The following is an 18416-nucleotide window of genomic DNA, read 5'->3' on the forward strand; positions in this document are numbered from 1 at the left end:
CCCGCATGGCCCGACCCCAAGACGAGGACGCCATGCCGGACGACTTCACCCCACCCGATATCGCCCTGACCCGCCTGCGCGAAAGCGTGCCTCTGGTCCATTGCATCACGAACTACGTGGCCATGGACCTGGCCGCCAACGTGCTGCTGGCCGCCGGCGGCTCGCCCGCGATGATCCACGCCGAGGAGGAGGTCGCCGATTTCGCCCCCATCGCCGGGGCGTTGACGATCAATATCGGCACATTGTCCGCGCCATGGCTGCGCGCGATGGAGGCGGCGGCGGATGCCGCCAACGGCGCGGGCGTGCCCTGGGTGCTGGATCCGGTGGCGAATTTCGCGACGCCCTACCGCCGGGATGCGGCCCAGCGGCTGCTGGAGCGCAAGCCCGCCATCCTGCGCGGCAACGCGTCCGAGATCCTGGCGCTGGCCGGGCAGTCCGGGGCGGGCAAGGGCGCCGATAGCGGCGACACCGTCGAGGCGGCCGAGGACGCGGCGCGCGCGCTGGCGCGGCAGACCGGCGGCGTCGTCGCGGTGACCGGGCCGGTGGATTTCGTGACCGATGGCAGCCGCGCCGCACGCGTGTCGGGCGGATCGGACCGGATGCCAAAGGTGACGGCCATGGGCTGTTCGCAGGCCGGGCTGATGGGCGGGTTCGCCGCCGTGGTGCCGCCGCTCGACGCGGTGGTCGCGGCGCTCGTGCTGTTCGCCGAGGCGGGCACGCAGGGCGAACGCGCCTCCCACGGGCCGGGCAGCTTCCGGGTGGCTTTCCTCGATGCGCTGGCGGGGATCACGCCCGAGGATTTGCGCAACGCCCCGCATCTCGCATGGCTGTAAGCGACGACCAACTGCGGCGATACCTGCGGCTCTACCTCGTCACCGATCCGGGGTTGTGCCCGGCGTCCGAGCTGCCCGCCCGGGTGCGCGCGGCGGTGGATGGCGGCGTCACGATGGTGCAGTTGCGCGACAAGGACGCCGACACCGCCAGCCGCGTGCGGACGGCCAGCGCCATACGCGCCGCGCTCGAAGGGACCGGCGTTCCGCTGATCGTCAACGACGATCCTGCGGCGGCGATCGCCGCCGGGGCGGACGGCGTGCATATCGGGCAGGAGGACGGCGACCCGGTCGCGGTGCGGCGCCGGATCGGCCCGGACCGGCTGTTGGGCCTGTCCTGCGAAACGCCCGCGCACGTGGCGTCCGCGGCCGATGGCGGTGCCGATCACCTCGGGCTGGGACCCGTCATGGCAACGGCAACCAAGCCGGGACACGCCGCGCCGCTGGGCTTCGACGGACTTGCCGCCATGGCCCACGCCACGCGTCTGCCCAACGTCGCCATCGGCGGGCTGAAAGCACCGCATGCGGGCCTTGTGCGTGACGCGGGATGCGACGGCATGGCGGTTGTGTCCGCCATCCTTGGCGCGCCCGATCCCCGCGCCGCCGCACGCGACATCATCCGAAACTGGAGAGAAGAATGACCCGAAAGATCCCCAACGTCCTGTCCATCGCCGGATCGGACCCGTCCGGGGGGGCCGGGATACAGGCGGACCTGAAGGCGATCTCGGCCAATGGTGCCTATGCCATGGCCGCGCTGACGGCGCTGACGGCCCAGAACACCCAAGGGGTCAGCGGCATCCATCCGGTTCCGCCGGAGTTCGTGGCGGCGCAGATCGACGCGGTGTTCGACGATATCGCCGTCGACGCGGTGAAGGTGGGCATGATCTGCAACGCCGACATCGCCGCGCGGGTGGCCGACCGGCTGCGCGCGCGGGCGGCCGAGCGGATCGTGCTCGACCCCGTCATGATCGCCAAGGGAGGCGCCCCGCTGCTCGAGCCCGACGCGGTGCGCGTGGTGCGGGACGACCTGTTGCCGCTGGCGCTGCTGCTGACGCCGAACCTGCCCGAGGCGGCGCATCTGCTGGACCAGGGCGTGGCGCGGACCGAGGCCGAGGTCGAGGCACAGGGTCGCGCGCTGCTGGCTCTGGGGCCGCGATACGTTCTGATGAAGGGCGGTCACGGGCAGGGGGCGGACAGCGCCGACTGCCTGGTCTCGGTCGACGGGGCCATTTGGTCCCGCGCGCCGCGCATCAACACCGCCAATACCCACGGCACGGGGTGTTCGTTGTCCTCTGGGTTGGCCGCGCAGCTCGCGCGGGGCATTTCACCCGCCGAGGCCGTTCGCGCGGCGAAGGATTTCGTGACGGCCGCGATCCGCGCCGCGGACCGGCTGGATGTGGGGCAGGGGCACGGGCCGACCCACCACTTCGCGGCGCTCTGGGCGAAGGCCGGCCTCTGACCGGGCACAGCGTCGCGCCCGCCCCGGATGCGCGACATTGCGCCGTGCACCTTCTGGTCATCGGGGCGCATGTGTTCCATACCGGCAATCGCCCGGTCCGATGGATCGGTCCACGTCATTGCTCGCCCCTGAAGTCGGAGAGGCCTTCCAATGAAAATCGACGGCACGCATTACCGGTCGCTGTGGTGGGACGCGGACGCCCGGGTCCTCAAGATCATCGACCAGCGCTGGCTGCCCCATGATTTCCGCGTCGCCGACGTGAGAACGATGCAGGATTTCGCCGATGCCATCTACCAGATGCGGGTGCGCGGCGCGCCGCTGATCGGGGCCACGGCGGCCTATGGCATGGCCCGCGCCATGGACGAGGATCCCGGCGACGCCAACATGGATGCGGCCTGGACCTTCCTTGAGAAAACACGGCCCACGGCGATCAACCTGCGCTGGGCGCTGGATCGCTGCCGCGCGGCGCTGCGCCCGCTGGCGCCCGCCGAGCGGGCCGCGGCCGCCCTGAGGCTGGCGCACGAGATCGCGGACGAGGATGTCGAGATCAACCGCCGCATCGGGGCCCACGGGCTCGAGATCATCCGCGAGATCGCTTCGCGCAAGCCTGCGGGCGAGCCGGTGCGCCTGCTGACCCATTGCAACGCGGGCTGGATCGCCACCGTCGATTGGGGCACGGCCACAAGCCCCATGTACCAGGCGCATGATGCCGGCATTCCGCTGCATGTCTGGGTGGACGAAACCCGGCCCCGGAACCAAGGCGCGCTGACCGCGTGGGAGTTGGGCAGCCACGGCGTGGCCCATAGCTACATCACCGACAACGCGGGCGGGCACCTGATGCAGCACGGAATGGTGGACATGGTCATCACCGGCACCGATCGCACCACGCGGCGCGGCGACGTGTGCAACAAGATCGGGACCTATCTCAAGGCGCTGGCGGCCCATGACAACGGGGTGCCGTTCTACGTCGCGCTGCCGTCGCCGACCATCGACTGGACGGTGAGCGACGGTGTCGCCGAGATCCCCATCGAGGAACGCGACGGCGCCGAAATCAGCCATATCCAGGGGCGGCTCGAGGGGGGCGGGATCGGCACGGTCTGCGTCACGCCCGAGGGCACCGGCACGGGCAACCCTGCCTTCGACGTGACGCCCAGCCGGCTGGTGACCGGTCTGATCACCGAGCGCGGCGTCTGCGCGGCCACCGAGGACGGCCTGGCCGGTTTGTTCCCCGATCTGGCACGGGCCGCGGGCTAGGTGGCGAAGGGCCTGACGGCCCGGCCGTGGACCGGTCGAGGCCCGGTGCTGCAAGACCGGGTCGCCGTCTTCACCGGCGGCACGAACGGCGTGGGACGCCAGCCGCATGGCGACCCCGTCGCCCTTCTCGCGTCCAAGGGCCTGGTGCGCCGTGAGTGGGTGGTGCGGGCCGCGACCCGAAGCCCGGGCGGTGCCGCAAGAGCGGTTCGCCTGCCGTCCCGAACCCGATATAGCCCCACCCGGAACCCCGCTGGAGACTGACGAATGACCACCGCGCCCCTGCCAGATACCGCGGCCACCCGACAGGCCCTGATCGACGCGTGCCGCGCCATGAACGCCCGTCACCTGAACCAGGGCACCTCGGGCAACATCTCGGCCCGGGTCGCGGATGGCGTGCTCATTACGCCATCGGGCGTGGCCTACGACGCCCTGGCACCCGACATGATGGTGACCATTCCGCTGGAGGGATCACCGGACGAAATAGGGCCGAAGCCGTCGTCGGAATGGCCGTTTCACCAGGCGCTCCACAAGGCCCGGCCCGACATGCCCGTGGTCCTGCACGCCCATCCGCCCTATTGCAGCGTGCTGGCGGTGCAACGGCGGGCGATTCCGGCCTGCCATTACATGATCGCGGCGTTCGGCGGCGATGACGTGCCGCTGGTCGATTACGCGCTCTTCGGCAGCCAGGCCCTGTGCGACAACATGGCGGCGGTCATGACCGAGCGTCATGGCTGCCTCATGGCCAATCACGGCGCGACCGTGCTGGGCGAGACCGTCGAAAAGGCCCTGTGGCGGCTGGAAGAGCTCGAGTCGCTGGCCCGGACCTATCTGTTCAGCACGATCGGCGGGGCGCCGCATATCCTGACCGCCGAAGAGATGGCCGAGGTGCATGTCGCCTTCCGCAGCTACGGTCCGCGCTCGGACAACAATTCAGTAGCATAGGCTCGGGGCCTCTCGGTAAGCTTGGCCTGGCGCGCCGGGTTCTTTACGCCTCGAGCGTGTCACCCTCTCACCGCATCATTGCGCCGCCGCTTACGGCCCGTCGCGGGGCCGGCGAGCCGCCGAAGCGGTGCGCCGTGGGATCGACCGTCAGAAGAAGCTGGGCTCCGACGAGGGGGTGGCCGCCGACGCGCGGCCGGTCAGCGCGGCGCGCACCTGCTCGAGCCGCAGGTCGCGCGTGACCGGGTGCAGCGCGACCGGAGGCATGGCGCCGCACTGCGAGGCCAAACCGGCAACCGCGCGGCGCAAATCGGCCGTCGTCTGGGTCAGGCGATCGAGTTCCTGCCACGCCCGTCGGTCGCCTGTCGTGCCGATGGCATGGCCCAGGATGGCCGACGCCGCCACGTCTTCCAGCCCCCGCGACATGGCTTCCACCCGCGACAGTTCGCCCTCGAGCCCCGACAGGATCTCGACCAGCGGCAGGGTGGCATCGCTCATAGCTTGCCCGTCACGGTTTCCAGGCAGGCACGCATCTTTGCCGTGTCGAAGGGCTTGGACAGAAAGTTGTTGAGGCCCAGCTTCTTGGCCTCGGCCAGGATCGACGGCTTCATGGACCCGCTGATGAGAATGAAGCCGATCCGCGATGTCGCCTTCTGCAGCCGCAATTTCTCCAACAGTTGCAGGCCGTCCATTCCCGGCATGTTGTAGTCCGAAATGACGATATGAAATCCCTGACGTGTCGCGCGTTCAAGCGCTACGTCACCGGCGTTGCAGCTATCGACGTTCTTGATTCCGATTTCTTCCAGCGCATTGCAGATCAGCCCGCGGCTGACGCTGGTGTCGTCCACGACCAGAACCTTGAGCTGTTCGCGTAGGGACATTGGGGGCGCTCCTTGACTTTGGGATGGCGGCTTATTGGGACATGGCGGCACCCGGCCGCCGGAACGAGGTCGGACCGAAAAGCTCCAGCCGATCGGACAGTGGTGGCCCGATCCGCTCGGAATGGCCGATGAACAGGACACCGTCGCGGTCGAGGACCTGTTCGAGGCCGCTCCAGATCCGCATCTGCGTGTCGGGCTCCATGTAGATTGCCACGTTGCGGCAGAAGATCACGTCGAATGGGCCCGACACCGGCCACGGGTCCATGAAGTTCAGGTACCGGACCGTCACAAGCTTTCGCAGCGCGGCGCGGACACGCAGCATGCCGTCCGCGTCCCTTGTCTCTTCGAAAAGGCGCGCGGCGAAGTCCGGGCCCGCGTCGCGCTTGGCGGTCGCGGGGTATCGGCCGTCTTGCGCGGCTTTCAGGACCTTGCTGTCGATATCGGTGGCAAGGATCCTGAAGTTGTGTTGGCCCACGTCGGGCATGCATTTGGCGACCACTGCGGCGATGCTGTAGGCCTCTTCGCCGCTGGAGCAGGCCGCCGACCAGATCCGGACGCGGCCGCCGGCGCGGGCCTTCTGCGCCAGTCGCGGCATGATATCCTGCTCGAGGATGCGAAAATGGCCGGCTTCCCGGAAGAAACGCGTGGTGTTGGTGGTCAGCGCATCGATCATCGCCGCCAGGTCCTCGGCGCCGCTCGGTCTGCGAATGTGCTCGAGAAACGCCTCGAAACTGGCGAGGCCGAGCCGACGCAGGTGCTTCGAAAGCCGCGACACGACCAGGCGTTCGGTCCCGGGCTCCAGCCGGATGCCCGTCCGCTCCGCCAGGATGGCGGCGATCTGCTCGAAGGCGTCGGTGCTGAGTTCGAGCCGGATCAGGTCCGTCCCCGTCATGCGTCGACCTGCGTTGCAATCATCGAGGCCGACAGGGTCGCGATGTCGAGCACGCGCAGCGTGCGGTCCTGGGATGCAATGATGCCCTTCACGAAGCTGTCGCTGTCCAGCCCGTCCATGCGAGGCATGGGCTGCACCTCGTCCGGGGCGATGCTGACGATGTCGGACACGGCAGAAACAAGAAAGCCGACCGTTTGCTCGCCGATATTGGCCACGATGATGACCGTGCGCCCCGCGTCGCGGCAGCGTTCCAAGCCGAGGCGGGCCGCCAGGTCCACGATGGGCACCACCGCCCCGCGAAGGTTCATGACGCCCATGACATCGGGCGGCGAGTGCGGCAGCATGGTAACGCCCGTCCAGCCGCGGATCTCGCGCACGGCCATGATATCCATGCAGAAATCCTGATCTCCGATGGAAAAGGTGATCAGCTCGGACTTGCCGGGTTGGAGATCGGTTCGGTCGTCGGTCATGCGGGCACCCTGGCGGTTGAGGGGGTTGCGGAACGGGCGGCGGCGCCCTGGTGGGTGATCTCGTCGAGGTCGACGATCAGCGCGATCTGGCCGTCGCCCAGAATGGTCGCGGCGGCCACGAAGGGTATGGTTCCGTAATTGGCCTCGAGGCTCTTGATCACGAGCTGACGTTGGTCGCGGATCCGGTCCACGGTCAGCGCGTACTGGTCGCCGCGGTCGTCCTCGACCAGCAGCAGGACACAGTCGCGGGCCGCAGGCCGTTGCGAGGTGAAGCCGAAGATGTCGGCGATGTCGATCACCGGCACCATGCTTTCCCGCACGGCGACCATCCGGGTGCGCGGGCCGATGCTGTGGATCTGCTCGGGGCGGGGGCGGATGGTCTCGACGATCGCCGAGATCGGCACGACCATGGTCTCGCCCGCGACATCCACGACCATCCCGTCCAGCACCGCCAGCGTGAGCGGCAGGCTGATCGAGATCGTGGTTCCGCGCCCCTTCGTGGAAAGGATCGAGACCCGTCCGCCGAGGCGCCTGATCTCGCTGTTGACCACGTCCATGCCCACGCCGCGGCCCGACAGGTTCGTCACGGCGCTTGCGGTCGAGAATCCGGGCGTGAAGAGCAGCCGGTCGATCTCGGCATCGGTCAGATTCGCGGTGTCGGGCACCAGTCCCTTGCGGATGGCCGAGGACAGCACCTTCTCGCGATCGACGCCGCCGCCGTCATCGCGCACCTCGATCACAACGCGACCCGAGCGATGCGCGGCCGACAGGGTGACGGTGCCTGTAGGGTCCTTGCCTGCATCCCTCCGCGCCGCGCCGGGCTCCAGCCCGTGATCGATGGAATTCCGCAGGATATGGGTCAAGGGGTCGACAAGCCGTTCGATGACCGTGCGGTCGACCTCCGTCTCCTCGCCTTCGACGACGAAGCGGACGTCCTTCTCGGCGATCTGGGCGGTTTCGCGGACGATCCGGCCCATCCTCTGGAAAAGCGGTTTCACCGACTGGGCGCGGATCGCCATGATTCCTTCCTGGATCTTGCGGGTCAGCGTCTTGAAATCTTCCAGCGTGGCGGCCATTTCCCGGCCCTCGGCGCCGCCTGCATCGGTCAGGGACTGGGTCATGACCGATTGCGTGATGACCAACTCGCCCACCATGTTGATGAGCTCGTCCACGACCTCCAGATCCACCCGTACGGTCGCCTTCGACACTTTCTGGGCACGGGTTTTCTGCGGATCGACGGGCGCAACCTCCTTGGTGGAGACCTCTGGCCCCGGCGTCTCGGTCACCGAAGTCGTGTCCGTGGCCGAGGGCGGGGCTCCCCGACCTTCGTCCGACGACCCGGTCTCGGGCACCTCGACGTCGGAATCCGCGCCCGGCCCGGTTGGCGGCGGCACGGCGTCCACGCGTTGGATGTCGATCCGGGCAAACCCCTTGGCAAACTCGAATATCTCGTGAATGGCCGTTTCGCTCTGGTCGGTGCGCAGGGTCATCTGCCACATGTTTGCCGGTCCGGCGTCGTCCCAGGCGATATCGTCGTCCAATGTCGCGGTCACCGAGAGGGTGCCCAGCGTTTCGAGCTCGTGGAACAGCTGAACGGGCTCGTGCCCGTTGGAATACAGGCCGGCTTCGGGCACGAAGGTGATTACATAGTCGTCCGGCGCCATATCCGGCGCACCGTCCGCGCCGACCCCGAAGTCGAGCGCGATGGGGACGAATTCGGCGCTGCAGTCCGGCTCCGATACGTCCTCTTCGGGCACTGGTGCCTCGGCCGCGATCGGAGTCGCCGAGAGGGCCATGACCTCGTCGATATGGGTCTGAAGGTCGGCCGTACTGACGGGCGAGTCGTCGGCTCCGGAGGCGACCAGGTCGGCCAGGAAATCCGCCGCCCGGTAGAAGACGGTGACGAGGTCTCGGGTCACGGCAATCTGACCGCCGCGCAATTCGTCCAGAACCGTCTCGAAGGCATGGGCGTAGCGGGTGATCGCCTCAAGTGAGAAGGACGCCGCGCCGCCTTTGATCGAGTGCACGGCGCGGAACATGCGGTTGATTGTTTCGGGGTCGGGTGCGTCGCCCGGCCCGAGATCCTCGATCTCGGCCAGGCCATCCGTCAGCTCTTCCAGCTGGTCCTCGCATTCCTGGAAGAAGACTTGGCGCAGTTCGCTGAGGCTCGCCATCGTTTACACCCGCGCCACGCGACGGATCGCCGAGATCAGCCGCTGGTCGTCGAAAGGTTTCACGATCCAGCCGGTGGCCCCGAGGCCCCGCGCGCGATCCTTCAGCTCGGAGCCCGACTCCGTGCTCAGAACCAGGATCGGAACCGACGCGGCGCCGTCCGATTTCCGCACGGCCTCGATGACGCCGAAGCCGTCCATCACCGGCATGTTGATGTCGGTGATGATCACGTCCGGTGTGGCGCTTTCGAGCTTGCCGATTCCGTCGGCGCCGTTTTCGGCGGTGGTGACGTTGAAGCCGACTTCTTCCAGCGCGCTGCGTAGAAGGTCGCGCATGGTACGCGAGTCGTCGATTGCGAGGATGCTCAGGCTCATCTCAAAGATCCTTTCCAAGCAGCAGGTGATCGAGGCCGAGAATCCGCAGATCGTCATGCAGGTCGGGCGAGGCGGCGCAGGTGAGCGTGCCGCCGGCCGCCTTATGGGCCCGTTTGAAACGGCAGAGCACTTCGGCGACCCGTGCACCCATCGTTCGAACCTGCAGCCCATCCAGGTGCACGCTGCCCGCCTTTACCTGCGCCAGCCGCTCGATGAGCTGATCGGCGGCAAGCGACGGCATCCGGGCATCGAGCGTCACGGTTTCTGTTCTGGTTTCACCGTCCATGGTTCGTTCAATCCTCGAAAAACTGAATGTCGCTGGCTTTGGGGCGGGGGGGTGGCGTTCCGATCAGGGCTTCGGCGTCTTCCACCAGTTTCTGGCTGGCGCGACCCGTTGTCGGCAGGAAGCGCAGGCGGCGGGCCTGCTGGCCGCCCAGGCTGGTGGCCCGGACCGGGATCCCCTCGCGGGCCAGGAAATCGATGGCGAAGCGGCCGTTCTCGGCGCCGATGTGCCCCATGACGCCCGACATGGTCGCGCCGCCGAAAAGCTTCGCCTCGAGCCGTGACTTGCTGGCCCCGAGCTTCAGCAAACCGTTGATCAGGACCTCCATGGCATAGAGCCCGTAGCGCTCCGAGGCGTCGGGCCGGCCGGGCCGGCTCGCCAGGAGAAAGTGGTTCATCCCCCCCACCTGCGCGACGGGGTCGAACAGGCAGGTCGCGACACAAGATCCCAGCAGGGTCGACAGAACCGCGGCCGGATCGTTGCTGACCCGGTACTCGCCCTGGACCACCACCTGTTCGCGCGGTGCGGTCGCGAGCCCGCTGGGCTGTATCCGTGTGTCTCTCATTGGGGGTCCCCCGGTTGTGCATCGGCTGGCGTTGCGACCGGATCAGAAATCCGTCCAGGCGCCATTCGCGGCCTTGGCAGGGGCTTGCGCTTCGGAAGATCGATCATGCTCGCGTTGCGCGGGCTTCGCCGGATCGGCGGGCTTGGTCCCCGTGGCGCGCGGAGTCAGGGAAACGACCCGGTCGGACAACTGGAAATGACCGATCGTGTCCACCAGGGCGACTGCCTCGCTTTTCAGGGCGTCGGATGCGGCGGTCGTTTCTTCCAGCCGGGCGGCATTCTGCTGTGTCGACTGGTCCAGCTGGGTCACGGAGACGTTGATTTCCTCCAGCGTCGCGGACTGGCTCTGGGCCGATCCGGCGATCTCCGAGACCTGTCCCGAGATGTCGTTGACCGAGCTGGCGATGCGACGCAGCGACTCGCCCGTTTCGCCCACCAGGTCGACGCCAAGCTTCACCTGGGTGACGGACTGGGCGATTAGGTCGTTGATCTCGCGCGCGGCGTCGGACGACCGCTGGGCCAGGGCGCGCACCTCGGAGGCGACGACGGCGAACCCCCGTCCGGCCTCGCCCGCGCGGGCGGCCTCGACCCCGGCATTCAGGGCGAGGAGGTTGGTCTGGAAGGCGATATCGTCGATGACCTTGATGATCGACGAAACCTTCTCGGAAGAGGCGGAGATCTCGTCCATGGCGGCCACGGTCTTGAGCAACACCTGGCCGCTGTCCTCGGCATTAGACTTGGCGACGCGCACGATGTCGTTGGCATTCTTGGCGCGCTCGGCGGTCAGCCGCACGCCACCCGTCAGGTCGTCCAGGGCTGCCGCCGCCTGCTCGAGGGTGGCGGCGGTGGACTCGGTTCGCCGCGACAGGACCTCGGCGTTGCCGCTGATGTCCTGGCTTTCGTTGCGAATGGTCTCGGCCCGCTCGGAGATGGCGGCCATGGCCTCGCACAGTTGTTCGACCGTGGCGTTGAAATCCTTGCGCAGTTCCTCGTAGCGGCTGGCGAAGGGCTCTGACAGTGTGGCGCGGAGGTCGCCGGCGCTGAGCCGTTTCAGCCCGACACGGAGCGCCTCGACCACGGCCGCCTGCTCGGCCTCGATCTCGCGCCGCTCGGCGCGCTGGGTTTCGCTCGTGCGCTCATGCTCGGTGATATCGCGACCCAGCAGGAACACGCGATACGGCTTGCCGTCGCTGTCACTGACCTGGATCAGGCTGCCGTCGAGCATGACGGTGCCATCGGTGAGTCCGCGCAGGGCGATCTTCCCGGCGAAGCCGTCACCCGTCGCGATGCCTTCCATCACCGTCTCCTGGCCGGGAGCCAGGATCTTGTTCAGGGACGGCTGGGCGCGATCCTTGTTGGACAAGCCCACGATGCTGTGGAACAGGTCGTTTTCGGCCACCAGTCGACCGTCGGGTGCAAACTCGGCCCGGAGCTGGCTGGTGTTGATTTCCGACAGAAGGGCCTTGTTCTTGCGGGTCTCCGTGACGTCGGCCCAATTCAGGACGTATCCCGTCAGGACGCCGTCGCCGTTGCGGATCGCGACGATGTCGACAGCGATGCGCAGGTCGTCGAGCGCGAGTGTCAGGGACTGCCTCTCGCGATCATCGGTGAGCGAGGCCCCGGGCAGATACTTCGTGAAATTCTGCCCTTCCAGGGCGGCCGGATCGAAACCGGGATAGGCCGTCCGGAACTGATCGAGCCGATCCGCGCACAGATCGCGGAATGCCGCGTTCACCGCGAAGACGTCGCCTCCCGCATCGGCGAGCATCATGGAGGACGACGAGGTGTTGAATGCCGCGCTCTTGAAGAAGGCGTCCTTCGAGGCCTGGAACCCCTTCGAGAGATGGCCGCGCAGGTCGTCGACGGCGCGGGCCAGCGTGCCGAATTCGTCCTGCCGTTCGACGATCTCCAGGTCGGCGTCGTATTTGCCGGTGCGCAATTCTTCGACCACGGTGGTGAGGCGGCGCAGCGGCTTCAGAACGAGCCACCGGAAGGTCATGTAGGACAGGACCACCGCCACGATACCGGCCAGGGATGCGACCAGCAATTCGCGCAGCGCCATCTGCGACATCGCGGCGTCCATGGCACGGGTCGACCAGCGCGTGGCCATCGCGCCGACCCTGCGGTCGGAGCCGTGGAACAGCGGGAACGCCACCACGTCGGCATCGGCGACATGTGCATCGGCGGGTTGATCGAGGGATGCCCGTGCCATTTCAAGCAGTTGCGCGTCCACGTCGGCGCCTTCGCGCGCCACTTCGCTGGCATCCGCGTCGACGACCACCACCCCGGTGAACTTGCCCGCGCCACCTTCAACGAAATCGGCCAGCAGCGCGGCCACCATGTCGGGTTTGCCGAACGCCACGTGCGGCGGCAGAAGGTCGGAGAGCAGGCTGCCTTGTGCCGTCGCCTGGTCCGCCACCGCATTATCGGCGAAGCGATCCAGGGTAGCGTTTTGCAGGATGACGAGACAGGTCATCACCATGGTGATGGACAAGACCACGGCCAAGGCGAACTTGACCGCGATTGAACGAAGCAGCGACGGGGCGGCGGGGGAGGTCACGGGGCGGACTCCTTGGCTGTGGCGAGGATCAGTTGAAGGCGCTGGCGTCGAGGCCGAAGGTCACGGCGCCGATGGGCATGCCCGTCGAGGGGTCGGTCAGCGTGCCCGATACCTGCTGCAGGTAGAGGTTCGACGATTCGTCGAATTCGACCGTGTCCACGAAGACGGAGCCGGCGCCCTTCGGGTAGGTTTCGAGGTATTTCGCCTCGTCGCCCTGCCAGTAGTCCGAGGTGATCGCGCTGATCGCGGCGTTCATGCCCATCTTGTCCATGACGATGATCTCGACGATCCGGCCGTTCGCCGCCTCGACGATTTCGCGCAGCGCATCGCTGGCATCCGATTCGAGCACCGGCGTGATGACGGTGTCGGAGGTGCTGCCGATCTCAGCGCGCCAGGCGGCGTCGAGTTCGAGGATCTGGGCCTCGTCCAGGGCGCCGTGGCGCAGGTTGCTGGCCTTGACCACGGATGTGATGTCGGGCGTTTCGCCCAGCGCGGCCAGCTGTGCGCGGGCGTAGGCCAGCGCTTCGGCCTCGGCGGCGTGAAGCGTGGGCGCCGTGAACCCGGCGCAGGCAATGGCGAGAACGGTTGGGATCAGGCGCGGCATCGGTCGGCTCCTTCCGGAAAAATGGGTGCTGTGGGCCGCACCATCGAGCGCAAAGCTTGAAAATTGGTGAACCGGGGCGGCGCGATAGGAATTCGTTTGTCGCCCGGGCGGACCCATCCGGGGTCGACGCCCGTTAATATTCGTGTTTTCGATTGTGTTGAGGGGGGCGGTAAGGCCCCGACATGAAAAGGAGCCGAACCATGAGCATTCTCTGGAAAGACAGCCCGTCGCGCGGGCCGGGCAGCCCGCGGGTCGTCGGCTTCCACGAGCCCGATACCGGGAGTTGCCAGTACATCTGCATCGACCCCGCCACGCGGAAGGCGGCGCTTGTCGACGTGGTTCTGAACTTCGACCCCAAGGCGGCGCGCACCTCGACCACCCACGCGCAATGGGCGCTGGATTTCATCGCGCGCGAGGGGCTGGACCTGGAATGGATCCTCGACACCCATCCCCACGCGGACCACTTCATGGCCGGGGCCTGGCTGAAGGCGCAGACCGGCGTGCAGCAGGCCATCGGCGTGAAGGTCAATAAGATCGCCGAGCTTTGGCGCGACCTTTACAACATGCCGCAAGCCTTTGATCCCGAGAGCGATTTCGACCACCTTTTCGCCGATGGCGACAGCTTCACCATCGGAGAGATCGACGTCCGCGTGATGCTGTCACCGGGTCACACGCTGGGCTCGGTCACCTATGTGGCGGGCGACGCGATCTTCGCCCATGACACTTTCATGCAGCCCGATGCCGGCACGTCGCGGTGCGATTTCCCGGGTGGCTCGGCGCGGGAGCTCTATGGCTCGATGCAGGCGATCCTCGAGCACCCCGACGACCACCGCATCTTCATCGGCCACGACTACGGCACCGATGATCGGGAAGAGCCCGCGTGGGAAAGCACGGTCGCAGAGCAGCGTGAGACCAACATTCACCTGGGCGGCGGCACGCCGTTGGACGAATACGTGGCGCTGCGCGAAAAGCGTGATGCCACCCTGAGCCTGCCCACCCAGATGCTGCACGCGTTGCAGGTGAACCTGCGGGGCGGACGCCTGCCGCCGGCCGAGGATGACGGGCACAGCTACTTCAAGATTCCGGCCAACCGGTTCTGACCTGCGGCCCCGGGCGGCCCGGGCGCCATTGACCGGACGGCACCGGGCGGTATGTCACGGTGCCGGGGCAGGCGGGTCACGTCGCCCCGGCACGGGGACAGTGGAAAGGGTGCAGCATGGACGGTGCGGTGGCGGAACTCCTGTGGTCGGTCGCGGGGCCAGCCGTGGCGGCGGGGATCTTCGGCGGGATCCTCGCGGGGCTTCTGGGCGTGGGCGGTGGCATCGTGATCGTGCCCGCGCTGTATTTCGCGCTGTCGCTGACGCCGATGGACCCGGGCCAGGTAATGCAGCTTTCGGTGGGCACGTCGCTGGCCACCATCGTGTTCACCTCGGTCAGTTCAAGCTGGGGCCACTACAAGAAGGGCGCCATCGATTTCGACCTGCTGAAGCTCTGGGGGCCGTCGATCCTGGTCGGCGTGGTGCTGGGCGGCATCCTCGGAGGGATCGTCTCGGGCCTGGCGCTGATCGCGGTCTTCGCCACGGTGGCGGCGCTTGTCGCGGCGGACATGGTGCTGCGCAAGGGGCAGGACAGCGACACTCCGCGCAGCTTTCCCAAGACCGTCTGGGCCGCGCTGGGCGTGGTCGCGGGGGCGATCTCGGCCATGATGGGGATTGGTGGCGGGACGGTCTGCGTGCCTTTGCTGAACTTCCTCGGCTACGATATCCGCCGCGCGGTGGGCACCTCGGCGGCGATCGGGTTCATCATCGGGGTGCCGGGCGCGATCACCTACGTGCTGACCGGGCTCGGCACGCCGGATCTGCCGCCCCTGTCGCTGGGCTACGTGAACCTGGTCGCGGCGGTCATCATCATCCCGCTGACCATGACCTTCGCGCGGGTGGGCGTGGCGCTGGCACACCGCATCCCGCGCCGGGCGCTGCGGCTGGCCTTCGGGCTGTTCCTGGCGGTGACCTCGGCCCGGATGTTCTGGGACCTGTTCCAGGCGCTGGGCTGACCTTGGATGCAGGCGCCCCCGAGAAGCGAGGGGGCTTGGCCTGCGTGTTCCGCCGCGCGGTGTGCCCCGCGCTGCATGTCGGCCGGGCGGGACGGAGCGGGTCAGCTGCGATCGATGCCGTTCGGAACGAGTTCCGATTTCATCCAGTGAATGTCTGACTGGACATGGCCCGCCCGGACATATTTGCCCATCCGCTCCGGCATCGAGCTTTCCGGAAATGCATCGGCCCACCGCGCGACGAAGCCTTCCTGGCGGTCCAGGTCCAGATCGCGCGCAAGGTCTTCGAACAGCGACGCCCGGTACGGACCACGACAAAGGGTCGGCACGGGGTGGATGCCCAGCTCCTCGAAGCGGGCCAGCGTGGGATCCCACGCTTGCACCCGGTCGTCGATGATCCACGCAAAGCCCAGGAAATACGACGGCAGCGCATCATAGGCCACGGAGTGCCTTGCGTGGGGATTCTCACCGATGATGCGCTCCCCTTCCGCAAGCTGAGGGGATATGCCCGCCGCGAATGCTTTCAGCCAATCTCGTGATGGGTGGTAGCGACTGTCGGGGCTCCGCGCATGCGTGCCCGCCGCATGGATGGTCGTATTCTCACCGTCCATCTTCTCCGTCACGACAAGATCGTCGACAGCCAACCCGTCAAGCGAGGACATGACCTTGTCGTCGCTGGTCGCACCGGGCGAAATCGGAAGGTGGAAGGTGCGACCGTACTTTTTCATGCATCGGGGCTAGCACGCAGGCCGAGTTGCGAACAAGGTCGAGAGCGGCCCGGCGGCGGAGCACCGGAAGAAGAGCCTCCGGGTCTCGGTCCGATCGATCGGCACGGCTTCGCGCAGCTGTCTCTCGGCGCGCGGTCGGCCTTTTGGTTGAGCGGCAAGAAGGGCGCACCGGTCGGCCAGGCCTTCCCTGAAGCCGCGCCGCACAGGTCCGAAGGAACCTTCGACTTCGGCACCATGCAGGACGTTCGGCACGAAGCTGACCGGCGAATTTGTGCTTTTGAAAGGGCAAAGATTGAAAGGGCCCGAAGCGGACAGCGCGCTCCGGGCCCTTCGTTGCTCTGGATCATTGCGCCCGCGAAGGACTATTCCCTTCGCGGTTTCGCCATGTCGGCGATCAGCCGTCGAAATCCACCCGCTCGACCATTTGCAGGGCCTGGGTGCGGTTTTCGGCGATGGCGTCCAGCGCGGTCAGGTCGGGGTTCAGGTCGCCCCATTCCTGCACCTGCTCGGTGGCCGGGGTGTCGGGATCGACCGGGTACTCGTAGTTGTCGCGGGCGTAGACCGCCTGCGCCTCGGGCGAAGACAGGAACTCGATGAAGGCGCGCGCATCCTCGGGGTTGGGCGCGGATTTCGCCATGGCGACGCCCGAGATGTTCACGTGGGTGCCCGAGCCGTCTTCGAATTCAGGCATCTCGATCCGGACCGCGTTGGCCCATTCCTGCTGCTCTTCGTCCTCGAGCATCTTGCCCATGTAGTAGGTATTGCCCAGCGAGATGTCGCATTCGCCGGCCCAGATCGCGCGGACCTGCGCACGGTCGTTGCCCTGCGGCGCGCGCGCCAGGTTAGACTTCACGCCTTCCAGCCATTCCTCGGTCGCCTCGGCGCCGTTATGCTCGATCAGGGCCGAGATCAGGCCCAACGTGTAGACATGCGTGCCCGAGCGGGTGCAGATGCGACCTTCCCATTTCGGGTCGGCCAGGTCCTCGTAAGTGGTGACCTCGTCCTCGCCCACGCGCTCCTTGCTGGCATAGACGATGCGCGCGCGGGTGGTCAGGCCGAACCAGTGGCCTTCGGAATCGCGCAGGCTTTCGGGAATGTTCTCGTTCAGCACCTCCGACTCGACCGGCTGGGTCACGCCGGCGTCCTTGGCATCGGCCAGGCGGCTGATGTCCACGGTCATGATCACGTCGGCGGGCGAGCGGTCGCCCTCGGCCTGCAGACGCTCGGTCAGGCCCTTGTCGATGAACGCGACGTTCGTTTCGATGCCGGTTTCCTCGGTGAAGGCGTCCAGCAGCGGCTGGATCAGCTCGGGCTGGCGGTAGGAGTAGATGTTCACCTCGGCCATGGCGGGCAGGGCGGTCGCGGTCATGAGCGCGGCGAGGGTCAGGGAACGCATGGAGTCCTCCGGGTTTGCGTTGGTATCGATACGCCCGATAAATCCGACCTTTTCTATCGGGTCAATAGCCGATCAAACTTGTCAGAATATTTTCATCCCCGCGACTCGGCCCGCTTGGCCGCGACCCAGAGCGCTTCCATCTCGTCCAGGTCGGCGGCGGCGGGGCTGCTGCCGCGCGCGGCCAGCTCGGCTTCGATATGGGCGAAGCGGCGGGTGAACTTGTCATTGGTGCCGCGCAGGGCGGCCTCGGGATCGACGCCCAGGTGCCGGGCCAGGTTGGCCAGCGCGAACAGCAGGTCGCCCATCTCGTCCGCGATCTTCTCGGGCGACAGCGTATCGCGCGCCTCGGCCAGCTCGGCGGCCTCCTCGGCGATCTTGGCGGCCACCTGGTCCGTCTCGGGCCAGTCGAAGCCCACGCGGGCGGCGCGCTTCTGCAGCTTTTCGGCGCGGGTCAGCGCGGGCAGGCCCAGCGCCACGCCCTCCAGCACGCCGGCGGACCCGCGCTCGCGCGCCTTGGCGGCTTCCCAGTCGGCGGTCTGCTGGGTCGCGGACTTGTCGCGGCTTTCGTCCCCGAAGACATGGGGATGGCGGTCGATCATCTTGGCGGTGATGCCCGCGATCACGTCGTCCAGGTCGAAATGCCCGGCCTCCTCGGCCATCTGCGCGTGGTAGACCGACTGGAACAGCAGATCGCCCAGCTCGCCCCTGAGCTCGTCCATGGCGCCGCGCTGGATGGCATCGGCCACCTCGTAGGCTTCCTCGATCGTGTAGGGCGCGATCGAGGCGAAATCCTGCTCGAGATCCCAGGGGCATCCACGCTCGGGATCGCGCAGCCGCGCCATGACCGCGCGCAGGCGGGGCAGGCCGTCGGGCATGTCGTGGATCGGATCGGCCATTGCGAAGCGCCTTCCTTTGGGGGCATTACGGGCCCGACCGAACCTCATACCCGAAGAAGTGTCC

At 67.3% G+C, this 18416-nt stretch carries 20 protein-coding genes; 7 read left to right on the forward strand and 13 right to left on the reverse strand.

Going from position 1 to position 18416, the window contains the following annotated elements:
• Positions 1–5: 5 nt before the first annotated feature.
• The 5 genes from thiM (at position 6) to BUB76_RS10650 (ending at position 4485) form a co-directional block, all read left to right on the forward strand.
• Positions 6–833: a hydroxyethylthiazole kinase gene (thiM, locus tag BUB76_RS10630; RefSeq protein WP_373280051.1), complete on the forward strand. Its 828-nt coding sequence runs from the start codon at positions 6–8 to the stop codon at positions 831–833.
• Complete coding sequence (gene thiE, locus BUB76_RS10635) at positions 824–1471, forward strand: thiamine phosphate synthase (protein WP_214607533.1); 648 nt, start codon at positions 824–826, stop codon at positions 1469–1471. The genes thiM and thiE overlap by 10 nt, the downstream gene beginning before the upstream one ends.
• Positions 1468–2289, forward strand: a complete 822-nt coding sequence (gene thiD, locus BUB76_RS10640) for a bifunctional hydroxymethylpyrimidine kinase/phosphomethylpyrimidine kinase (protein WP_073128764.1) — start codon at positions 1468–1470, stop codon at positions 2287–2289. The genes thiE and thiD overlap by 4 nt, the downstream gene beginning before the upstream one ends.
• 150 nt (positions 2290–2439) lie before the next feature.
• Positions 2440–3543 carry an S-methyl-5-thioribose-1-phosphate isomerase gene (gene mtnA / locus BUB76_RS10645; RefSeq protein WP_073128765.1) on the forward strand — a complete coding sequence of 368 codons (1104 nt, stop codon included), beginning with the start codon at positions 2440–2442 and terminating at the stop codon, positions 3541–3543.
• Positions 3544–3807: 264 nt separating this feature from the next.
• Complete coding sequence (locus BUB76_RS10650) at positions 3808–4485, forward strand: class II aldolase/adducin family protein (RefSeq protein ID WP_073128766.1); 678 nt, start codon at positions 3808–3810, stop codon at positions 4483–4485.
• A gap of 147 nt (positions 4486–4632) precedes the next feature.
• Here BUB76_RS10650 and BUB76_RS10655 read toward each other — a convergent pair whose 3' ends face one another.
• From BUB76_RS10655 to BUB76_RS10700, 10 genes are all read right to left on the reverse strand, one after another.
• Positions 4633–4980: a hypothetical protein gene (locus BUB76_RS10655; protein WP_073128767.1), complete on the reverse strand. Its 348-nt coding sequence runs from the start codon at positions 4978–4980 to the stop codon at positions 4633–4635.
• Positions 4977–5330, reverse strand: a complete 354-nt coding sequence (locus BUB76_RS10660) for a response regulator (RefSeq protein ID WP_308417674.1) — start codon at positions 5328–5330, stop codon at positions 4977–4979. Before BUB76_RS10660 ends, BUB76_RS10655 begins: the two co-directional genes overlap by 4 nt.
• A 64-nt stretch (positions 5331–5394) precedes the next feature.
• Positions 5395–6255 carry a CheR family methyltransferase gene (locus tag BUB76_RS10665; RefSeq protein ID WP_073128769.1) on the reverse strand — a complete coding sequence of 287 codons (861 nt, stop codon included), beginning with the start codon at positions 6253–6255 and terminating at the stop codon, positions 5395–5397.
• Complete coding sequence (locus tag BUB76_RS10670) at positions 6252–6725, reverse strand: chemotaxis protein CheW (RefSeq protein ID WP_073128770.1); 474 nt, start codon at positions 6723–6725, stop codon at positions 6252–6254. The genes BUB76_RS10665 and BUB76_RS10670 overlap by 4 nt, the downstream gene beginning before the upstream one ends.
• The gene (locus BUB76_RS10675; protein WP_073128771.1) at positions 6722–8899 is read right to left on the reverse strand and encodes a chemotaxis protein CheA; all 2178 of its coding nucleotides are present in this window, start codon (positions 8897–8899) and stop codon (positions 6722–6724) included. Before BUB76_RS10675 ends, BUB76_RS10670 begins: the two co-directional genes overlap by 4 nt.
• Before the next feature lie 3 nt (positions 8900–8902).
• The gene (locus tag BUB76_RS10680; protein WP_073128772.1) at positions 8903–9271 is read right to left on the reverse strand and encodes a response regulator; all 369 of its coding nucleotides are present in this window, start codon (positions 9269–9271) and stop codon (positions 8903–8905) included.
• Position 9272: 1 nt separating this feature from the next.
• On the reverse strand, positions 9273–9557 hold the full coding sequence (locus BUB76_RS10685; RefSeq protein ID WP_073128773.1) for an STAS domain-containing protein: 285 nt from the start codon (positions 9555–9557) through the stop codon (positions 9273–9275).
• Between the two features lie 7 nt (positions 9558–9564).
• On the reverse strand, positions 9565–10119 hold the full coding sequence (locus BUB76_RS10690; RefSeq protein ID WP_073128774.1) for a chemotaxis protein CheD: 555 nt from the start codon (positions 10117–10119) through the stop codon (positions 9565–9567).
• Between the two features lie 42 nt (positions 10120–10161).
• Positions 10162–12678, reverse strand: a complete 2517-nt coding sequence (locus BUB76_RS10695) for a methyl-accepting chemotaxis protein (RefSeq protein ID WP_073128775.1) — start codon at positions 12676–12678, stop codon at positions 10162–10164.
• 28 nt (positions 12679–12706) lie between these two features.
• Complete coding sequence (locus BUB76_RS10700; protein ID WP_084140626.1) at positions 12707–13282, reverse strand: hypothetical protein; 576 nt, start codon at positions 13280–13282, stop codon at positions 12707–12709.
• Positions 13283–13482: 200 nt separating this feature from the next.
• Here BUB76_RS10700 and BUB76_RS10705 point away from each other — a divergent pair, with 200 nt between their 5' ends.
• Together BUB76_RS10705 and BUB76_RS10710 are read left to right on the forward strand one after the other, a co-directional pair.
• Complete coding sequence (locus BUB76_RS10705) at positions 13483–14382, forward strand: MBL fold metallo-hydrolase (RefSeq protein ID WP_139250846.1); 900 nt, start codon at positions 13483–13485, stop codon at positions 14380–14382.
• A gap of 116 nt (positions 14383–14498) precedes the next feature.
• Positions 14499–15335, forward strand: a complete 837-nt coding sequence (locus BUB76_RS10710; RefSeq protein WP_073128777.1) for a sulfite exporter TauE/SafE family protein — start codon at positions 14499–14501, stop codon at positions 15333–15335.
• 101 nt (positions 15336–15436) lie between these two features.
• Here BUB76_RS10710 and BUB76_RS10715 read toward each other — a convergent pair whose 3' ends face one another.
• The 3 genes from BUB76_RS10715 to mazG form a co-directional block, all read right to left on the reverse strand.
• The gene (locus tag BUB76_RS10715) at positions 15437–16060 is read right to left on the reverse strand and encodes an RNA ligase family protein (protein WP_073128778.1); all 624 of its coding nucleotides are present in this window, start codon (positions 16058–16060) and stop codon (positions 15437–15439) included.
• Positions 16061–16454: 394 nt separating this feature from the next.
• Positions 16455–17456: a Fe(3+) ABC transporter substrate-binding protein gene (locus tag BUB76_RS10720; protein ID WP_073128779.1), complete on the reverse strand. Its 1002-nt coding sequence runs from the start codon at positions 17454–17456 to the stop codon at positions 16455–16457.
• Between the two features lie 92 nt (positions 17457–17548).
• Complete coding sequence (gene mazG / locus BUB76_RS10725) at positions 17549–18352, reverse strand: nucleoside triphosphate pyrophosphohydrolase (protein ID WP_073128780.1); 804 nt, start codon at positions 18350–18352, stop codon at positions 17549–17551.
• Positions 18353–18416 lie beyond the last annotated feature (64 nt).

Origin of the sequence: Palleronia salina, assembly GCF_900141995.1 — a bacterium.
Lineage (GTDB): Bacteria > Pseudomonadota > Alphaproteobacteria > Rhodobacterales > Rhodobacteraceae > Palleronia > Palleronia salina.